Here is a 16,028-nt window from a genome sequence, read left to right as displayed (position 1 = left end):
CTTACGCCAGGCGCCGTGAAACGACGGCGCCCCGCAGGACAGACCTGCGGGGCGCCGTTGGCCAGGCGGGAGAATAAGGCTACGCCTGTCGCTCCACGGTGAAGATGCTCTGCAGCTTGTGCTTCTTGCCGTAGATGTGCACCGTCGTCTCATCGAACGGGAAGTGGTCGCGGTACTCGCTGGCGTTGTTGAAACGTGGCTTATGGGCATTGATCATCGCCGCCGCGAGGCGCTCGCGGTTGGCATGCCCGGAGAGACCCACGGCATACCAGAGCTCCTCGCCGGGCTGCAAGAAGGCCTGCCACCTGTCGTGATCCTGATGATGTTCAAGCCCGTAGCGGGCGCTGCGATGCTCACCGACATAGAGCAGCTCTTGGACATCCATGTCGTCGGTTTCCGGATCCTTGGCTGCACGAAAGACACAATAGATGCCCGATTCATCCGGTGCATCGTGCAACTGCTCGCGGGTCCAGTAGCCCAGCATCTTGGGTGAGAGAAGTTGTTCCGACATGGTGCCTCCTTAATAATCTTCGAGACGCTGCATATCGCGGGCGATGCGTCGCACCTCGGCCTCGTGGCCGGCCGACAGCGACTCGAAGAAGGCCCTTTCGTCGTTGCCGCCAGCGGTCTCGGCCCGGTGCGCGTACATGTCCTGCAAGGTGCGATGAGCCGTCAGCGCCATGGCCAGCACGCTCTGCACACTCTCACCATCGACATCTTTCGGCAAACGTTCAAGTACCGGCGCATGAGGGAAGTCGTTAGGGTCGTCGAACCAGGTCGTCAGTACCGCGGTGTGGTCGCTGCCGTCGTCGAGGTAGCCCAGCAGGTCTCCCTGGAGCTTGCGCTCACGCTCGGCCAGGTAGTCGAGGGCCATCCTCACCCTGTCGTTGACGCCGCTCTGCGCCATGCGAGCATACTCCTCGGCCAGGCGCGCATGGTAGTCCGCCGCCCAGTCAACCAGTTCCTTCACTTGATGAAAGCGCATCGCCTCTTCCCCCATGGTCATGCCCGGTTTGTGTCACCGGTTGCTTCTTTCATCCTAGCCAAAGCCCTTGCCAGGTACTTGATGCATATCAACTCTAGGCGATCTATACAGTCACCGTGTGCCCAGGCTGCGCCTGGCTGAACGGAACCCGCATCAACAGCGAATAGAGCACCGGCACCACGCACAGCGTGATCAGCGAGGCGGCCAGCAGGCCGAAGATGATAGCGATGGCCATGGGCGCCCACAGCAGCCCACCGCCCAGCCACAGCGGCAGCAGCCCTCCGCTGGTGGTCAGCGTCGACATCACCACCGGGCGCAGGCGGCGCTGGCCGGCTTCGAGAATCGCCTGCTGAGGCGTGCGGCCCTCGCGGATCTCCAGGTCGATACGATCGACGAGCACGATGGCGTTGTTGATCACGATGCCCGCCAGCGAGACCACCCCAAGGAAGGTCATGATGCCGAAGTGCGAGCCGGTGACGAGCAGGCCAAAGATCACCCCGATCAGCGACAGCGGGATGGTGGCGAGGATGATCAGCGGACGGCGCAGCGAGTTGAACTGCATCACCAGCAGCAGCAGGATCACCAGGCCGCCGATGGGCATGTTGTCGACGATCGAGCGCGTAGCGATCAGCGACGACTCCACTTCGCCGCCGAAGGCGTAACGATAGCCTTCGGGCCAGTGCGCCTGGCGCGCCTCGAGCCAGGGCTGCAGCGCGCTAGCGGCGGCCGCGGCGGTTACCCCCTCGACCAGCTCCGCTTCCACGCTGATGGTGCGATAGCGATCCCTTCGCAGGATCCGCGCCGGGCCCCACTCGAGCACGACTTCAGCCACCTGCGCCAGGGCACGCCCTCGCCGCCGCCGGCCGGCATTACCGTCAGGCCCTCCAGTGCCTCCAGGCTGCGCTGCTCGCCGCCCTGCTGGCGCAGCTGGATCGGCACCAGCGCATCGCCATCGCGGAATACGCCGACGGAGTAGCCCGACAGCGCCGCCTGAAGGCTCAGCGCCACGTCGCGTTCAGTGATGCCCGCACGCAGGGCTCGCGCCGGGTCGACCTCGATGCGTAGCCGCTTGATCCACTCGCCCCAGTCGTCGCGCACGTTGCGCGTGCCCGCCAGCGCGGCGGTCTGCTCACGCACCTCCGCGGCGATTTCGCGCAGCACGTGCTCGTCATGGCCGGAGAGGCGTATCGCCAACGGCACGGTGACCGGCGGTCCGAAGCTGGTCGCCTCCACGCTGGCATTCAGGTCGGGAAAGGTATCACCGAGCCAGGCGTCTAGCTTGGCAATCACGCCGTTGACCGCCTGCCAGCGGTTGGCCTGCAGCAGCAGGAAGGCATATTCCGGGCTAGGTGGCTCCGGCGCGTGGTTGATGATATAGCGCTCGCCGCCGAAGCCGATGAAGCTGCCCCAGTGGGTGATGCCGTCACGAACCCAGGCACCGCTGGTATCCTGCTCGGCCATCAACTGTGCCTGCAGGTAGGCCTCGATCGCCTCGACCGTCTCCCGGGTGCGTTCGATGGGCGCGGAATAGGGCAGCCTCAACTCGACCGTGACGATGGTGCGCTCCGCCTGGGGAAAGAAGATCTTCGGCAGCTGCCCGAAGCCGACGAAGGCCAGGCCGAGCAGGCCCAGGGCCACCAGCAGGGTCAGCGCCCGCTGCCGCAGCAGCAGGAGCAGCAGCCGCCGATAACGGGCGTAGACCGCGGCGCCCAGCCGCTCGCTGCGCGACGTCGCGGGCTTCGCCTCTTCGGATGACGCCTGCGGCGCAGCGGGAGAATCGGGGCAGGCCTTGGCGGCCGGGTGCGCCTTGATGAAGGCCACGCACAGCAGCGGAATCATGGTCAGCGACAGCAGCCACGAAGAGAGCAGCGTGATGGTGACCACCTGGAACAGCGAGCGGGTGTACTCCCCCACGTCCGACACGGCGAGAAACTGCGGCAGGAAGGCCGCCGCGGTGGTCAGCGAGGCGGTCAGCAGGGGAAGCGCAGCTGCCGGGCGCTTTCCAGCGCCGCCTCGCGCACGCTCTTGCCCTCGCGCACCGAGACTTGGATCGACTCGACCATCACGATGGCGTTGTCGACCAGCATGCCCAGCGCGATGATCAGCGCGCCGAGCGACACCTGGTGCAGGCCGATGTCGAATAACCCCATGAAGGCCAGACAGGCCAGGATCGAGGCCGGTACCAGGCTGGCCACGATCAGCCCGGTACGCAGGCCGAGGAACAGCAGCATCACCACGCAGACCAGCACCACCGCCTGCAGCAGATTGACCAGAAATTCGTTGATGCGGGCGTTGACGCGCTCCGGCTGGTTGGCCAGTACCTCGACCTCCAGCCCGATCGGCAAGCGCTGCTCGAGCCGCGCGAGGGTCGACTGCACCTGCTCGCCCAGGTCGAGGATATTGCCCCCTTCGCGCATGGCGACGCCCAGCGCCAGGCCCTGCACGCCGCTGGCGTGATAGCGGGTCATGGGCGGGTCGGCGTAGCCGTGGCGCACGTCGAGCAGCGAACCCAGCGGCACCAGCGCCCCGTCGGGCAGGGGCACCAGCGCCGTGCGGATGTCCTCGATGCGCTCGAAGTTGCCGGTCGGCTCCAGCACCATGCGCTCATGCTCGGTGCGCACCGCACCTCCCGGCAGCACGATGTTGCGGGCCGCCAGCAGCTCCGCCAGGCCATGGGGGAGACCCCCAGCTCCGCCAGGCGCGCCTCGCTGTAGTCGAGGAAGATGCGCTCCTCGGCATAGCCATGAATGGATACCTTGGCCACGTCCGCCAGGCGCAGCAGGCGATCGCGCACGTCGTCGGCCACCTCCTTGAGCTCGGCCTGGGAGTAGCCCTCGCCGGTCAGCGACAGCAGGATCCCAAACACGTCGCCAAACTCGTCGTTGATGATCGGCGCCAGCGCCTCGCTCGGCAGCGCCTGCCGCTTGTCGTTGATCTTGCGCCGCAGCTTCTCCCAGCCGGCCTGCACGTCGCGCACGTCCGGCCTCAGCTCCACGCGGATGATCGACACCCCGGCCCGCGACGTGCTCTCCACATAGTCGAGCTCGGGCATCTCCATGATCGCGGTTTCGAGCGGGTCGGTGATCAGCTGTTCGACCCGCTCCGGCGTGGCGCCCGGCATGTAGGTGACCACCTGCGCCACGCGCACGGTGACGGCCGGGTCCTCGGCGCGGGAAATGCTGAAATAGCTGAGGAACGCACCCAGCATCACCACCATCAGCCCGGCGATGGTGACCCGGTTGTAGCGCAGCGCGGCTTCGGTCAGGGTCACGGCGAATTCTCCTCGGAACGTCTTGCAACCGCACCCGCTGGCCTTCCTGGATACGGCTCATTCCGGCAATCACCAGCGCCATGCCGGCCACCAGGCCCTGGCTGACCTGGAGCGTATCACCGTGACGTTCGCCGAGCGTGACATCGACGCGGCGAATGACGGCCTCGCGGCCGTTGCCGTTGGGCACCTCCGCCGTGGGCTCGGCAACGAAGACGAAGGTGCCGCGCGCGTCACGCTGCACCGCCAGCATGGGCACCCAGATCGCCGCCTCGGCCGCGCGCTGCCTGGGCAGACTCAGTTCCGCCGCCATGCCAGGGCGCAGCGAGGCAAGCTCCGCCTCCCCAGCCCCTCCAGCGACACACGCAGCGGCCAGGTCGCCTGGCGGGAGTCCACCGGTACGCCGATTTCACGGACGCGCCCGGTCAGTTCCAACGCATGCAGCGGTAGGCGTACCGTCACCTCATCGCCCGGCGCCAGGCGATCGAGCATGTCTTCCGATAAAGATGCCCGTACCTCCAGGCCCTCACCGCAGGCGAGTACCAGCAGTGGCTGTCCTGCCGCCAGGTTCTCGCCGCTCTCTGCCAGGCGCTGGGCCACGCGGCACGCTCCCGGCGACTCCAGCTGCGCGAAGTCGAGCTGGCGCTGTGCCAACGCCAACGCATCGCCAGCACTGCGGCGCTGCGAACGGGCGGCCTCGACCTGGGCACGGGCGGCATCGAGCTCGCGTGCCGCCACGCTGCCGGCCTCGTAGAGCCGCCGGGCGCGTTGCCACTCCGACTCGGCGTTGGCGGCACCCGCTTCGGCCGCAGCCAGCGCCGCCGCCGCGCGGTCGCGCTGCAAGAACAGATCGGCAGCATCCAGGCTGGCCAAGCGCTGCCCCGGTGACACCAGGTCGCCGGTGACCACGTGCAGCGCATCCAGGCGCCCAGCCACGCGGAAGCTGACGCGGCGGTTGGCCATCGCCTCAAGCCGCCCGGGGATCTCACGCTGCACCTGCATCACGCTCTCCTCCACCAACAGCGTGCGCACCGGGCGCAGCGGCTCCTCCTCGACCGGCGGTGCCTCGCAGCCGGAGAGCCACGGCAGCCACGCCAGCAGGAACACCCAGCGCCAGCGGCGATGCCGAGGAAGAGGCAGCGACGGTTGTCTCGATATGCAGCTCATGGCGCCGACTCCTGTGTCCCGGTAAGAGGCAGGACGCCGACATGGCCGACCAGTCGCTCGCGGTCCTGCGCATCGAGCGGCCCGGGCACCACGCCCAGCCCGCGCTGCAGGTGGACCAAGGCCTGCAGGTACTGCCAGCGCGCCTCGACCGCGGCCAGCCCCGCCTGGCGCGCCAGGGTACGGGCGTCGAGCAGCGCGACCTGCTCCAGGCTGCCTTGGCGCCAGGCGGTCTCGGCCAATGCCAACGCTTCGTCGGCGTGGGCCTGCGCCTCGGCGCGCAGACCAATGCGCCGCCAGGCCGCTGCAAGCTCCACCGTGGCGGCACGCAGGCGAGTTTCCAGCCCCTGGCGCGCCCCGGCATCCTCAAGCCGCAGCTGCTCCAGCTGTGCCGCACTGCGATCGCGGGCAATGCTGCGCCGCCCACCCGCATAGAGCGGCAGGCGGGCCGACAGCCCCAGGCTCCATTCGTCGCGCCCCGTCTCGGGAAGCGCACCCCTGTTGCTCCAGCATGGCAACCCCCTGCTGCAACTGCGGCCCGCCGCCCGCTTCCCAAGGAGCCTTGTCACCCTCGCCGCCGCGGCCAATCTCGGTGGTGTAGCGCGCCTCAAGCCCGAGCTCGGGCAGCCAGAGGGCGCGCCTGCGCGACTCGAGCTCGCGCGAGGCCGCCTCGCGCAGGTGGCCTAGGGCAGCAAGCTCATGGGATTGCGCCAGCGCCGTCGCCAGCAGCGCCTCCTGCCAGGCGACCAGGCTAGCCTGGCTCTCCACTACGCGCAGAAAGCGGGTATCGCTGCCCAGCCATTCGGGCCGGTCGAGCTGAGGCGGGTGCGGCACCAAGGGCGCCATGGCATCGCGACCCAGGCCGCGATTGAGCGCCAGGCGCAGCTGCGCCTGGTCGGCGGCGACCTGCTCCAACCGCTCGCGAGCCTGGGCCAGCTCGGCCTCGAAGCGCACCAGCTCACCGCGCCCGACCGCTCCGATCGCCTGGCGGCGTGCCGCGTGGTCGCGCTGAGCGCGGGCCAGCTCGAGGTCGGCGTCGAGCACCTGCCGCTGGGCGTCGAGCCGCAGCAGCAGCAGGAAGTCACTGGCCACCGCGAGCGCTAGGTCGAGGGTCTCAGCTTCCAATTCCTGGCGGCGGGCAAGGTGAAGGCTGGCGTTGATGGCCACGGCGGCCATGGCCGGCTCGGAGAAGATCAGCTGCTCCAGCACGGCGCCGGCCGTGGCCCGCCGCTGCGGCGACTGACCAAGCGCGGCACGCGCCCGCTCCTCGTCGATCAGGCGCCCCGTCGCTTCCAGGTAAAGATTGGGGCGCCAGCGTGACGCCGCCTGGTCCCGCTCGAAAGCATTCACTTCGACCGCCTGGCGCGACACGGCCAGGCCGAGGTTGTCGGCCAACGCCAGCGCCACGGCCTGGTCGAGGGCCATATCGCCCGCCGTTGCCGCCCGCGCCTCGTCGACCAGCCGGGCATGGCTGAGCAGATCGAAGGGAGGGTTCCAGCCGAGCACTGCCGCAGTAGACAGGTTGAGCCAGGCGCGCCCCAGCGTGGGCCGCGCCTCCATCGGCTCGGGGCTCGCCCTGCCAGCACGTCGTCCAGGCGCAGTGCCAGCTGGCGGTGAAAGGTGTCGACATCCAGCGCGTTCGGTAGCGACAGCAAGGCACCACGCTCCACCTGTCCGGCATCGGTTAGCGCCAGGGCGGCGATGCGCGCCTCGCTGAGCATCCGAAACAGACGGCGCTGGGCCTCGTCGTCGTGCAACGGCAGCGCCAGGACCAGCACCGCCTCGAGCCCGGCCAGGCGTGACGGCAAAGGCATCTCGCCAGCATCGAGCGTGACCGTGGTCAGCCGCAGTCCCTGGCGGGTGGCCGCCTCCTGCAGCACCTCGCTCAGCGTTTCGGCGGCGGGGCTGGGGCCCAGCACCGCCACCTGGCGGGCCTCGGCCAGGGCAGCGTGGCGCAGCGGATCGTCGGCAAGAATCAGGCGCGGTTCGTCCAGACGCACCCAGCCGGGCAGATTAACGCCTTGGCCGCGCGGGGCTGCCAGCAGGCGCGGCGCCTCGCGGCCAGGGCCAGGCGCTGCAGCTCGCGCCCCAGCGGGACAAAGTCGGCCTGGCCGCCAGGCAGCAGCGTGGGGTCAAGCGACAGACTGGCCGACCAGGCGGCGGGAACCAGCGCGACTGTCACCGCCACGGCGATGAGCGATCGCCGCCATGCGTTGTGATTCATGGGTTTGCCGTATCAGCGAAGCGGGGGATGTTGCGCGAGTGTAAACAACTGTTTAAAAAAACCAGCGACAAAGCGCCACTGCAGCCGTCAGCCAGGTCGTCGATGAGCGGCATAGCGGCGTGATAGCAAGAGTGAGAAGCGGTAACAGGAGCCTGACTCAGGAGGCTTTAACACGGGTGCTGTCACACGAGAACGGTACAGCAACGAAGCGCATCGGCCGTTGAGGCAGCCGGCTCATGAGGGGGTAGGCCAGCCTGGAGAGGGAAAGCCAAGGGAATGAAGGTAAAAGACCGGCGCCAGCCTGGGCCGCGCCGGTCAGCAGGCTACCACTCGGCGCTGGTTTCCCGCAGCGCCTGGATTTCCCGCTTGGCTTCCAGCACGCAGGTGCGCAGCTCGTCGCCAAAAGCCGCGGCGCTGCCGACGGCGATCAGCCCTGGCGTCGCGCTGCTGGTACGGCGCGCCACGCCCTGGGGCTCGTGCAGCGCCTGGATACGCCCTACCAGCCAGCCGAGCCAGCTCTCCGGCCGGGCCGCCAGCTCGCGCAGCCGCTGCAGCTCGGCCACCGGCGCCCCTGGGCGGCGAGGAGTTCGCGCCAGTCGTGGCGCTCCAGCCGCGCATGCTCGGTGACTTCGCGCAGCAGCGACTCCAGCGCCAGCTCGATCAGGGCGAGCGCCCCTTCTTCGGCGGCCATGCGCCGCGCCTGGGCGTGCTCGTCGCTGCCAGGCGCCACGTCCAGCAGCAGCTCGGCCTGGTAGAGCAGCTGATTGGTGCGGGATCTCGGGTTCACTTGCGCTTATCCTCCACCTGCCACCTGCCATTGTCGTAGACCGCTTTCCAGCCGGTGGCCTTGCCCTCTTCCTCGGTCATCACGAACTGCTCTTTCGCCTTGCGCGAGAAGCGGATCTGCGCCGGTCGGCCATCCGGATCGCGCTCCGGGGCGGTGAGCAGGAAGTGATACTTCTCCGGCAGCGCCTCGGCGTGGGGCTTGAGCTCCGCCACCAGCGGCGGGCGCGTCTCGCGGTTGCGCGGAAACTTGCTCGCCGCCAGGAACAGGCCGCTGGCACCGTCGCGCAGCACATAGTGATCGTCGACCTTCTGGCAGGCCAGCTCGGGCATCGGGATGGGGTCCATCTTCGGCGGGGCCACCTCACCGCTGCGCAGCAGCTTGCGGGTGTTCTTGCACGCCTCGTTGGTGCAGCCGAAGTACTTGCCAAAGCGCCCAGACTTGAGCTGCATCTCGCTGCCGCACTTGTCGCACTCGATGGTCGGCCCCTCGTAGCCCTTGAGGCGAAACTTGCCGTGCTCGATCTCGTAGCCGTCGCAGTCGGGGCTGTTGCCACAGATGTGCAGCTTACGCTTGTCGTCGATCAGGTAGCTGTCCATCGCCGTGCCGCACTTGCCGCAGCGCAGCTTGGCCCGCAGCGCCTGGGTCTCGGCCTCTTCGCCGGCATCGGCGGGTACCGCCTCATCGCCGGGCAGCAGGTCGATGGTGGTCTTGCAGCGCTCCTTGGGCGGCAGGTTATAGCCGGAACAGCCCAGGAACACCCCGGTGGAGGCCGTGCGGATCTGCATCTTGCGCCCGCAGCTGGGGCAGTCGATGTCGGTGGGCACCGGCTGGTTGGGACGCATGCCCGACTCGCTCTCCGCCGATTCCAGCTCCTGGCGGAACTCGGCGTAGAAGGCGTCGAGCAGTTCGCGCCAGTTGCGCTCGCCCTCGGCCACTTCATCGAGGCTGTCTTCCATGCGCGCCGTGAAGGAGTAGTCCATCAGGTCGGGGAAGGACTCCTTGAGCCGCTCGGTGACGATGTCGCCCAGTTTCTCGGCATAGAAGCGCCGGCTCTCCAGCTTGACGTAGCCGCGGTCCTGGATGGTCGAGATGATCGAGGCGTAGGTCGAGGGGCGACCGATGCCGCGCTTCTCCAGCTCCTTGACCAGGCTCGCCTCGGTGTAGCGCGGCGCCGGCTTAGTGAAATGCTGCTGGGGATCGAGCGAGGCCAACTTCATGGGAGTGCCTTCAGGAATGTCCGGCAGCGCCTGGTCCTCGTTCTTGCCGGCCGGCTTCATGACGCGGGTGTAGCCGTCGAACTTGAGCACCCGCCCCTTGGCCTTCAGCTCGTAGCCATCGGCTTCGACCGTGAGATTACTGGAGAGGTATTCGGCCGGGGTCATCTGGCAGGCCACGAACTGGCGCCAGATCAGCTCGTAGAGCCGTTCGGCGTCGCGCTCCATGCCCGCTAGGTCGGCGGCGCGGCGATTCACGTCGGACGGACGGATCGCCTCATGGGCCTCCTGGGCACCCTCCTTGCTCGAATAGCGGTTCGGCGATTCGGGCAGGTAGCGCTGGCCGTACTCCTGCTCGATATGTTCGCGCGCCATGGCCACCGCATCCTGCGAGAGGTTGGTGGAGTCGGTACGCATATAGGTGATGTAGCCCGCCTCGTAGAGTCGCTGGGCCAGGGTCATGGTCTTCTTCACCGAAAAGCCCAGGCGCCCGCTGGCAGCCTGCTGCAGGGTCGAGGTGATGAAGGGCGCACCGGGCTTGGAGCGGGTGGGCTTGTCCTCGCGACCGGTGATGGCCAGCGACGCCTGGCGCAGGCGTTCGATGCGCTCGAGGGTCTCGGCCTCGGAGGTCGGCCGAAACGCCTTGCCGTCCTGGCGCACCAGCTCGAAGCGAATAGCGTCGCCGGTCGAAGCGGTGAGCTCGGCGTGGACGTCCCAGAACTCCTCGGGAACGAAGGCACGGATCTCGCGCTCGCGCTCGACGATCAGGCGTACCGCCACCGACTGCACGCGGCCGGCGGACAGCCCGCGGGCGATCTTGGCCCACAGCAGCGGCGAGAGCATGAAACCGACGACGCGGTCGAGGAAGCGGCGCGCCTGCTGCGCCTCGACGCGGGGAATGTTAAGCGAGCCGGGCTCCTTGAAGGCTTCCTTGATCGCGTTCTTGGTGATCTCGTTGAACACTACGCGCCGGTAGCGCGAATCATCACCGCCGATGGTCTCCTTGAGGTGCCAGGCGATGGCCTCCCCTTCGCGGTCAAGGTCGGTGGCGAGATAGACGGTGTCGGCCTTCTCGGCGAGCTTCTGCAGCTCGGCCACCACCTTCTCCTTGCCGGGCAGGATCTCGTAGTGCGCCTTCCAGCCCTGCTCGGGATCGATGCCCATGCGCCGGATGAGCTGCTCCTTGGCCTTGTGCTTGCGATATTCGGCCTTGGCCTCGGGCGAAAGCTTGCGCGTCGCAGCAGCCTGGCGCGCGCGCTCCTTGGGGTCGGAGGCCGTCTTGCCCGAGCCGCTGGTCGGCAGGTCACGAATATGACCCACGCTCGACTTCACGATAAATTCGCTGCCGAGATACTTGTTGATCGTCTTGGCCTTGGCCGGCGACTCGACGATGACCAATGACTTGCCCATAGTGCTCCACTTTCTGCACGGCGCAGGCTTGCAACCTGCCCCTGACGGTTCCGGCCCGCCCCTGGTTGGCTCAGGCGGACGATCCTTGCGGGGTGAAAAATCCGCCTACCCTACCCCAGCGTTCTGCTTCGCGCCAGTCGCGACCGCTCAGGCTGCAGTAAAGCAGCAGTCGAAACGTGGCATCAAGCAAGCCGTACCGCCCCCTTGTCAAGCGAGGCGGCAACGCACTGCGCCCCTGCCGGCAGGCAGGGCGCAGTGGGATAAGACCAGCTTGGCTCAGCGCTTGCGGGGAGTGCGCTTGGACGCGCCTTTGGTCTTGGCCTGACGGGGCGCCTTGGCTTCGGCAGACTCCGCCTGGTTAGCCTGAGCCCTGGGCGTCTGCTTGGCCTCGGCCGGGGCCTTGGCCTGGCCTGCAGCCTCAGCCGGGGTCGGCTCAGGCTGCTTGGCCTGGGTCTGCGCCTTGCCGGCGCCGGCAGGCTTGGCCGGCGGTGCCGCCAGCAGCTTCTCCATTTCGTCGTGCGCTACCTGCTGTGCCTTGGCCCCCGAGGCGACCCGCTCGTGCATGTCGGCGACATCCTGGCGGCGATCGGCCGGGTCGGCCCGCTCGATGGCCTGCTCGAACAGCGCCTGGATATCGCTGTAGCGCTTGCGGGCATGCTCGGAAAGCTCGCCGCTGGCCGCCAGCACATGGTCGATATGCTTGAGGTGACCACGAATGGCGTCGGCACTGTTGCCTTTCAGCAGCTCGGGGATCGCGGCCAAGGCCTCTTCACGGTGCAGCTTGAGCATGAAGAACTGTTCGCGAACCAGTTGCTTGAACTCGGCCAGGCTGCTGCCGGGCTCCAGTTCGGCGCGAGACGCGCGCAGCCGCTTGAAGTTGCGCTCGTCCGTGGTTGGCGCCCCTCCCAGCACATGGATTACCGAGCGCATCACCGCTTCGTGACTGCCACCCTCGGCCACATGCTGCTGCAGCTCGGTGCGACGGCGATCCAGGAAGCGCAGATGCTCCGGCTCGCTGCTGGGACGGCGACGCAGCACATGGGCATCACCGCCCAGCCCCACCATGGTCTGCAGCAGCGGCTGACCGTAGAAGGCCAGGAACAGCTGCTCGGTGGAGTGGTCGCGAAGTTCACGCCAGGCATCCAGGCTGCGCGTGACCTGCGCCGAGAACGATAATTCCAGCGCCCGGAAGGCGTTGTTGCCATCGACCGGGTGACGATCCTGGCGCACCCAGTCGGCCAGCACCGGCAGCGGCACGGAGAGCGGGTTGCGGTCGGACAGCAGCTTGTAGCCCAGGCGAATCGGATGCAGACGGCGCATGATGCGCGATGCCTCGGGCGTCATGATTGCGCGCACCCAGGGCTGCACGAACAGGCGATACAGTCCAAGATTGATCTCCGAGACCCTCGCTACGGTGGCAAAGCGAGTATCGTCGTCTTCGCGGTGATGCAGGATGTCGCGCTTGACGCCCTCGATCGAGCGCGGCTTGAACTCCAGCAGGTAGTCGCGCTCGAGCAGCTCCGCATCATCGCGCTCCGCGGCGCTGGTCACCGTGGTCTCGTAGAGGCCCGGCGGCAGCACGTCGATGTAGTCGATGTTGGCGGTGAACTCGGCGTGCTCCTTGCGCGAGACGCTGCCCGACACGAAGATCCCCAGGTGGCCAGTGCTGTCGTGCACGCAGTAGACAATGGTCTGGTCGCTGGCGATGATATCGTCTTCGTCTTCATACAGATCGCGCACCCACCCCAGCGCCTGTGGCGGCGGGGTGATGTCGTCACCCCAGGAGCAGAACACCACTACCGGCGAGCGTACGTTGCGCAGGTCGATGCGGCGCCCGTCGGAGGTGGCAAGTTGGGCCGTCGACAGGCGGTTGCCAATGAAGAGGTTATCCACGATGTACTGGATTTCCTCGCCGCCCAGCACCACATGGCCGCCCCACCAGCGTTCGAAGTTGAGGTAGCGCTCGGCTTCGGTGTCGACGTTGGCATAGAGCCGATACTGCTTGTCCCACCAGGTGTTGGCCGGGTTGAGCCGCTCGAAGTTCTGCACCAGCAGCGCCCCGTCGAATAGGCCGCTACCCAGGTCGCTGGCCAGCGCGGTCGTCCAGCTGCCGCCCGACATTCCGCCGGTGTAGCGCATCGGCGCGTAGCCACGCTTGCCAGCCCAGTAGGAGAGCGGCGCACCGGCGATCAGGATCGGGCCGAACACATCGGGCTCGAGGGAAGCAGCCATCATGATCTGCCAGCCGGCCTGGCAGTTGCCGACCACCATGGGCTTCTCGGTGTCGGGGTGCAGCTCATTGACGCGACGCAGGAAGGCGATCTCGGCCTCGACCACGTCCTCGACCGTCTGGCCCGGCTCCGGATAGGGCAGGAAGCCGATGAAATAGCAGGGATGACCGGCACGCAGAGCCACGCCGATCTCGCTGTCGGGCTTGAAGCCGCCGATGCCGGGCCCGTGCCCGGCGCGCGGGTCGACCACCACGAAAGGCCGCGCCTGAATGTCGAGTTCGACACCGGCGGGCGGCAGGATGCGCATCAGCTCATAGTTGACGGGGCGTGGCAGGGCGCGGCCATCCATGACCACTTCGGCATCGAAACCCAGCACGTTGGGCTTGGTCTTCTCGATATGCTCCAGATACTGGTTGCCGCGCTCGCGCATCACGTCCATGTACAGCACGCTGCGCTCGACGGCATCACGCCAGTAATCGAAAGCGGCACGGCCGAAACCAAATGGATCCAGATAGCTCAGTGCCTCAGCAGGCGGCGTCGGCATCAGTAGATTCATGTTCGACTCCAGGGTTCTCCAGCGCGTCATCAGCGTGGATGGGAGAAAATTTGCTGCACTGCAACAAGTATAGTACGCCCTGTTCAGGCCGAACGCAGCCATTTTGTCGATTTTTTGTTGCCCTGCCGCCTTTTTCCCACTCGCGCTTCATACCGTCTCACCCGCACCGAGCAGTTCACTGAGCGCCCGCCGCTCGCGCCGCCTGGCTTCGGCCGCGTCCCGCCCCCACACGACCAGCCGCGCCGCCTCACTACCCGCAGCGCGGTCGAGACGAACCCCAGGCCCTCCGCCCAGCATGCCCAGCGCCCCGGCCAGGCACCGAAGCCGCGCCTGACCGGGGCGGCCCGGACCGTGCCCCATGAGCCCCACCCGAGGCCGCTTCAAACGCTGGCCGGCGGCCAGGCGCAGCTGCTCCACGGCCAAATCGAGCCCGGTCAATGCCTCCACCAGCCCTTCGCTGCCCGACAGTCCCGGGCGCATGCTCACGAAGCCCAGCTGGTGGTCGTGCAGCGAAAAGCGCAGCGTCGCCAGCCCCACCAGTTCGACAGCGAGGGCGCCCTTGACCGCGAGCTGCCCAAGGTAGGCGCGTTGCTCCGGGGTCAACTTTTCGCTGGGGGCCAGGGCATAGCCAGCACTGGCCGCCTCATACTCCACCAGCGCCAGCGCCTGGCCATGCCGATCCACCAGCACCGGCAGGTTCACGCAGGACGAATCCTGCCCCGCCGCCAGGGGCAGGCCGGCCTCGCGCATCAGTAGCCGACACGCCTGCGGGTCCTGCATGGCTGCCAGCAGCGATTCACGCGGGCCGATGAAGCCAAGCCCGGCCTCCCGGCAGCGCCAGGCCAGGGCGAGCTGCTCGGCCAGGTCCATCTCGCCGGGGTGAATGGCATCGCAACCAAGCGCCTCGGCGCCGGCAGCCAGGGCATCGGGGGTGCTCGCCAGCGGGTCGTGGCACCACGCCAGCCCGAGTTCGGTACAGGCCTGCCCGGCCCGCAGCGACGCCAGGCCGCTGCCGGCCACCAGCACGCGCTGCCATCCTGGGGGCGCCCCCCGCCTCGCCTTGCTTAATCATGTTTCCTTCTCGTCCTCGGCGGCGGGCATGACCGCAGCCCGGCACGGTGATAGCATTTCGGTGGATGTACCAGGGGTGCCCTACCAAGCGGATCGCTCATGACCATGCCAAGGCTGCTGAACCGCCTGACCTTTCGCCAATTGCAGGTATTCCAGGCTGTCCACCGACAGCACTCCTACTCACGAGCGGCGGAAGAGCTCGGGCTGACCCAGCCAGGCGTCAGCGCCCAGATCCGCCAGCTGGAACAGGCCCTGGGACAGCCGCTGTTCAAGTATTCCGGCAAGACCCTGCACGTACTGCCGGCAGCCGACGCCTTGGCCGCCTCAATCCAGGCCATCTTCGGCCAGGTCTCGCGCCTGCAGATGGCGCTGTCGGACATGGCCGGCACCATTTCCGGCGAACTCAACCTGGCGGCGGTCTCTACCGCACAGTACGTCGTGCCTCATTTGATTGCCCGCTTTCGCGCCCACCATCCCAACGTTCAGGTTCGGCTGAAGGTGTGCAACCGCAGCCAGGCCCTCGAACGGCTGGCGGCGCGCCGCGACGACCTGGTGATCATGGCCATGGTACCGGAAGACGACGACAACCTGGTCTACATGCCAATCCTGGAGAACGAACTGATCCCTGTGGTCTGGCCTGGACACCCTCTGCTGGCCGCAGCCGCCCCCACCCTCGAAGACCTGGCCCAGCACTATCTGCTGATGCGCGAGCCCGGCTCCGGCGTGCGTACTGCCTTCGAGCAGCTGGCCGCCGAGCAGGACGTGCCGCTTGCCCACACCATGGAGCTTGGCACCAACGAAGCGATCAAGCAGGGCATCATGGCCCACCTGGGCGTGGCAGTGCTGCCGCGCCTGGCGGTAAAGCTGGAGCTTGGGGCCGGGCTGCTGGCCGAGCTACCGCTGCCCGGCTTTCCCATGCGCCGCTCCTGGTGCACGGTCTATCCTCGCGACCGCTTCCCGACGCCGGTGACCGAGCTGTTCCTGCGCTTCGTGCGCGAGCGGATCGGCGAGTTCGAGGCCCATTTCAGGGCCCCTGCGCACCCCATTCCCGACCATGGCGTGGTGTGCCTGCCTCTGCAATCGCTGTAGCCGTCTACCGCGGTCGCGGCTGTCCCGAG

General features: G+C 67.7%; 12 protein-coding genes and 4 pseudogenes. 1 reads left to right on the top strand and 15 read right to left on the bottom strand.

Annotation, left to right across the window (positions count from 1 at the left end; genetic code table 11):
* Positions 1–79: 79 nt before the first annotated feature.
* The 15 genes and pseudogenes from ACUDAL_RS05080 to ACUDAL_RS05010 all read right to left on the bottom strand — a co-directional run bounded on the left by ACUDAL_RS05080 (position 80) and on the right by ACUDAL_RS05010 (position 14,865).
* Complete coding sequence (locus tag ACUDAL_RS05080; RefSeq protein WP_444677338.1) at positions 80–511, bottom strand: hypothetical protein; 432 nt, start codon at positions 509–511, stop codon at positions 80–82.
* A 9-nt stretch (positions 512–520) separates the two neighbouring features.
* A complete protein-coding gene (locus ACUDAL_RS05075; protein ID WP_444677337.1) occupies positions 521–1,006 on the bottom strand; it encodes a 2-hydroxyacyl-CoA dehydratase in 486 nt (161 codons plus the stop codon).
* 82 nt (positions 1,007–1,088) lie between these two features.
* A complete protein-coding gene (locus tag ACUDAL_RS05070; protein WP_444677336.1) occupies positions 1,089–1,805 on the bottom strand; it encodes an efflux RND transporter permease subunit in 717 nt (238 codons plus the stop codon).
* Positions 1,721–3,606 (bottom strand): annotated as a pseudogene (locus ACUDAL_RS05065) (efflux RND transporter permease subunit). The gene ACUDAL_RS05070 and the pseudogene ACUDAL_RS05065 overlap by 85 nt, the downstream one beginning before the upstream one ends.
* Positions 3,607–3,671: 65 nt before the next feature.
* Positions 3,672–4,256, bottom strand: a pseudogene (locus ACUDAL_RS05060) (efflux RND transporter permease subunit); the annotation flags it as partial.
* A 294-nt stretch (positions 4,257–4,550) separates the two neighbouring features.
* On the bottom strand, positions 4,551–5,420 hold the full coding sequence (locus ACUDAL_RS05055) for an efflux RND transporter periplasmic adaptor subunit (RefSeq protein ID WP_444677335.1): 870 nt from the start codon (positions 5,418–5,420) through the stop codon (positions 4,551–4,553).
* Complete coding sequence (locus ACUDAL_RS05050; protein ID WP_444679314.1) at positions 5,417–5,860, bottom strand: TolC family protein; 444 nt, start codon at positions 5,858–5,860, stop codon at positions 5,417–5,419. Before ACUDAL_RS05050 ends, ACUDAL_RS05055 begins: the two co-directional genes overlap by 4 nt.
* Complete coding sequence (locus tag ACUDAL_RS05045) at positions 5,784–6,842, bottom strand: TolC family protein (RefSeq protein ID WP_444677334.1); 1,059 nt, start codon at positions 6,840–6,842, stop codon at positions 5,784–5,786. The genes ACUDAL_RS05050 and ACUDAL_RS05045 overlap by 77 nt, the downstream gene beginning before the upstream one ends.
* On the bottom strand, positions 6,764–7,417 hold the full coding sequence (locus ACUDAL_RS05040) for a hypothetical protein (protein WP_444677333.1): 654 nt from the start codon (positions 7,415–7,417) through the stop codon (positions 6,764–6,766). Before ACUDAL_RS05040 ends, ACUDAL_RS05045 begins: the two co-directional genes overlap by 79 nt.
* Positions 7,393–7,641 carry a hypothetical protein gene (locus ACUDAL_RS05035; RefSeq protein ID WP_444677332.1) on the bottom strand — a complete coding sequence of 83 codons (249 nt, stop codon included), beginning with the start codon at positions 7,639–7,641 and terminating at the stop codon, positions 7,393–7,395. Before ACUDAL_RS05035 ends, ACUDAL_RS05040 begins: the two co-directional genes overlap by 25 nt.
* Positions 7,642–7,964: 323 nt before the next feature.
* Positions 7,965–8,371 (bottom strand): annotated as a pseudogene (locus tag ACUDAL_RS05030) (DUF6586 family protein).
* Between the two features lie 53 nt (positions 8,372–8,424).
* Positions 8,425–11,052, bottom strand: a complete 2,628-nt coding sequence (gene topA / locus ACUDAL_RS05025) for a type I DNA topoisomerase (RefSeq protein WP_444677331.1) — start codon at positions 11,050–11,052, stop codon at positions 8,425–8,427.
* Positions 11,053–11,328: 276 nt separating this feature from the next.
* Positions 11,329–11,616, bottom strand: a complete 288-nt coding sequence (locus tag ACUDAL_RS05020) for a hypothetical protein (RefSeq protein ID WP_444677330.1) — start codon at positions 11,614–11,616, stop codon at positions 11,329–11,331.
* Positions 11,617–12,072: 456 nt separating this feature from the next.
* A pseudogene (locus ACUDAL_RS05015) lies at positions 12,073–13,713 on the bottom strand (DUF3141 domain-containing protein); the annotation flags it as partial.
* A 273-nt stretch (positions 13,714–13,986) separates the two neighbouring features.
* The gene (locus ACUDAL_RS05010; protein WP_444677329.1) at positions 13,987–14,865 is read right to left on the bottom strand and encodes an ATP-binding protein; all 879 of its coding nucleotides are present in this window, start codon (positions 14,863–14,865) and stop codon (positions 13,987–13,989) included.
* A gap of 144 nt (positions 14,866–15,009) precedes the next feature.
* On the opposite strand from ACUDAL_RS05010, the gene ACUDAL_RS05005 reads away from it, so the two are divergent.
* Complete coding sequence (locus ACUDAL_RS05005; RefSeq protein ID WP_444677328.1) at positions 15,010–15,999, top strand: LysR family transcriptional regulator; 990 nt, start codon at positions 15,010–15,012, stop codon at positions 15,997–15,999.
* The last annotated feature ends 29 nt before the right edge of the window (positions 16,000–16,028 follow it).

Source organism: Halomonas sp. E19, assembly GCF_052439355.1.
In the GTDB taxonomy this organism is placed as follows: Bacteria; Pseudomonadota; Gammaproteobacteria; order Pseudomonadales; family Halomonadaceae; genus Halomonas.
This window is presented reverse-complemented; position numbering and strand designations above follow the sequence as displayed.

Bases quoted from the DNA above. Each gene is read 5' to 3' on its own strand.
- topA (WP_444677331.1), bottom strand. From the start codon at position 11,052: ATGGGCAAGTCATTGGTCATCGTCGAGTCGCCGGCCAAGGCCAAGACG.
- ACUDAL_RS05045 (WP_444677334.1), bottom strand. From the start codon at position 6,842: ATGGCCCTCGACCAGGCCGTGGCGCTGGCGTTGGCCGACAACCTCGGC.
- ACUDAL_RS05005 (WP_444677328.1), top strand. From the start codon at position 15,010: ATGACCATGCCAAGGCTGCTGAACCGCCTGACCTTTCGCCAATTGCAG.
- ACUDAL_RS05080 (WP_444677338.1), bottom strand. From the start codon at position 511: ATGTCGGAACAACTTCTCTCACCCAAGATGCTGGGCTACTGGACCCGC.
- ACUDAL_RS05020 (WP_444677330.1), bottom strand. From the start codon at position 11,616: ATGCACGAGCGGGTCGCCTCGGGGGCCAAGGCACAGCAGGTAGCGCAC.
- ACUDAL_RS05075 (WP_444677337.1), bottom strand. From the start codon at position 1,006: ATGACCATGGGGGAAGAGGCGATGCGCTTTCATCAAGTGAAGGAACTG.
- ACUDAL_RS05035 (WP_444677332.1), bottom strand. From the start codon at position 7,641: ATGAATCACAACGCATGGCGGCGATCGCTCATCGCCGTGGCGGTGACA.
- ACUDAL_RS05055 (WP_444677335.1), bottom strand. From the start codon at position 5,420: ATGAGCTGCATATCGAGACAACCGTCGCTGCCTCTTCCTCGGCATCGC.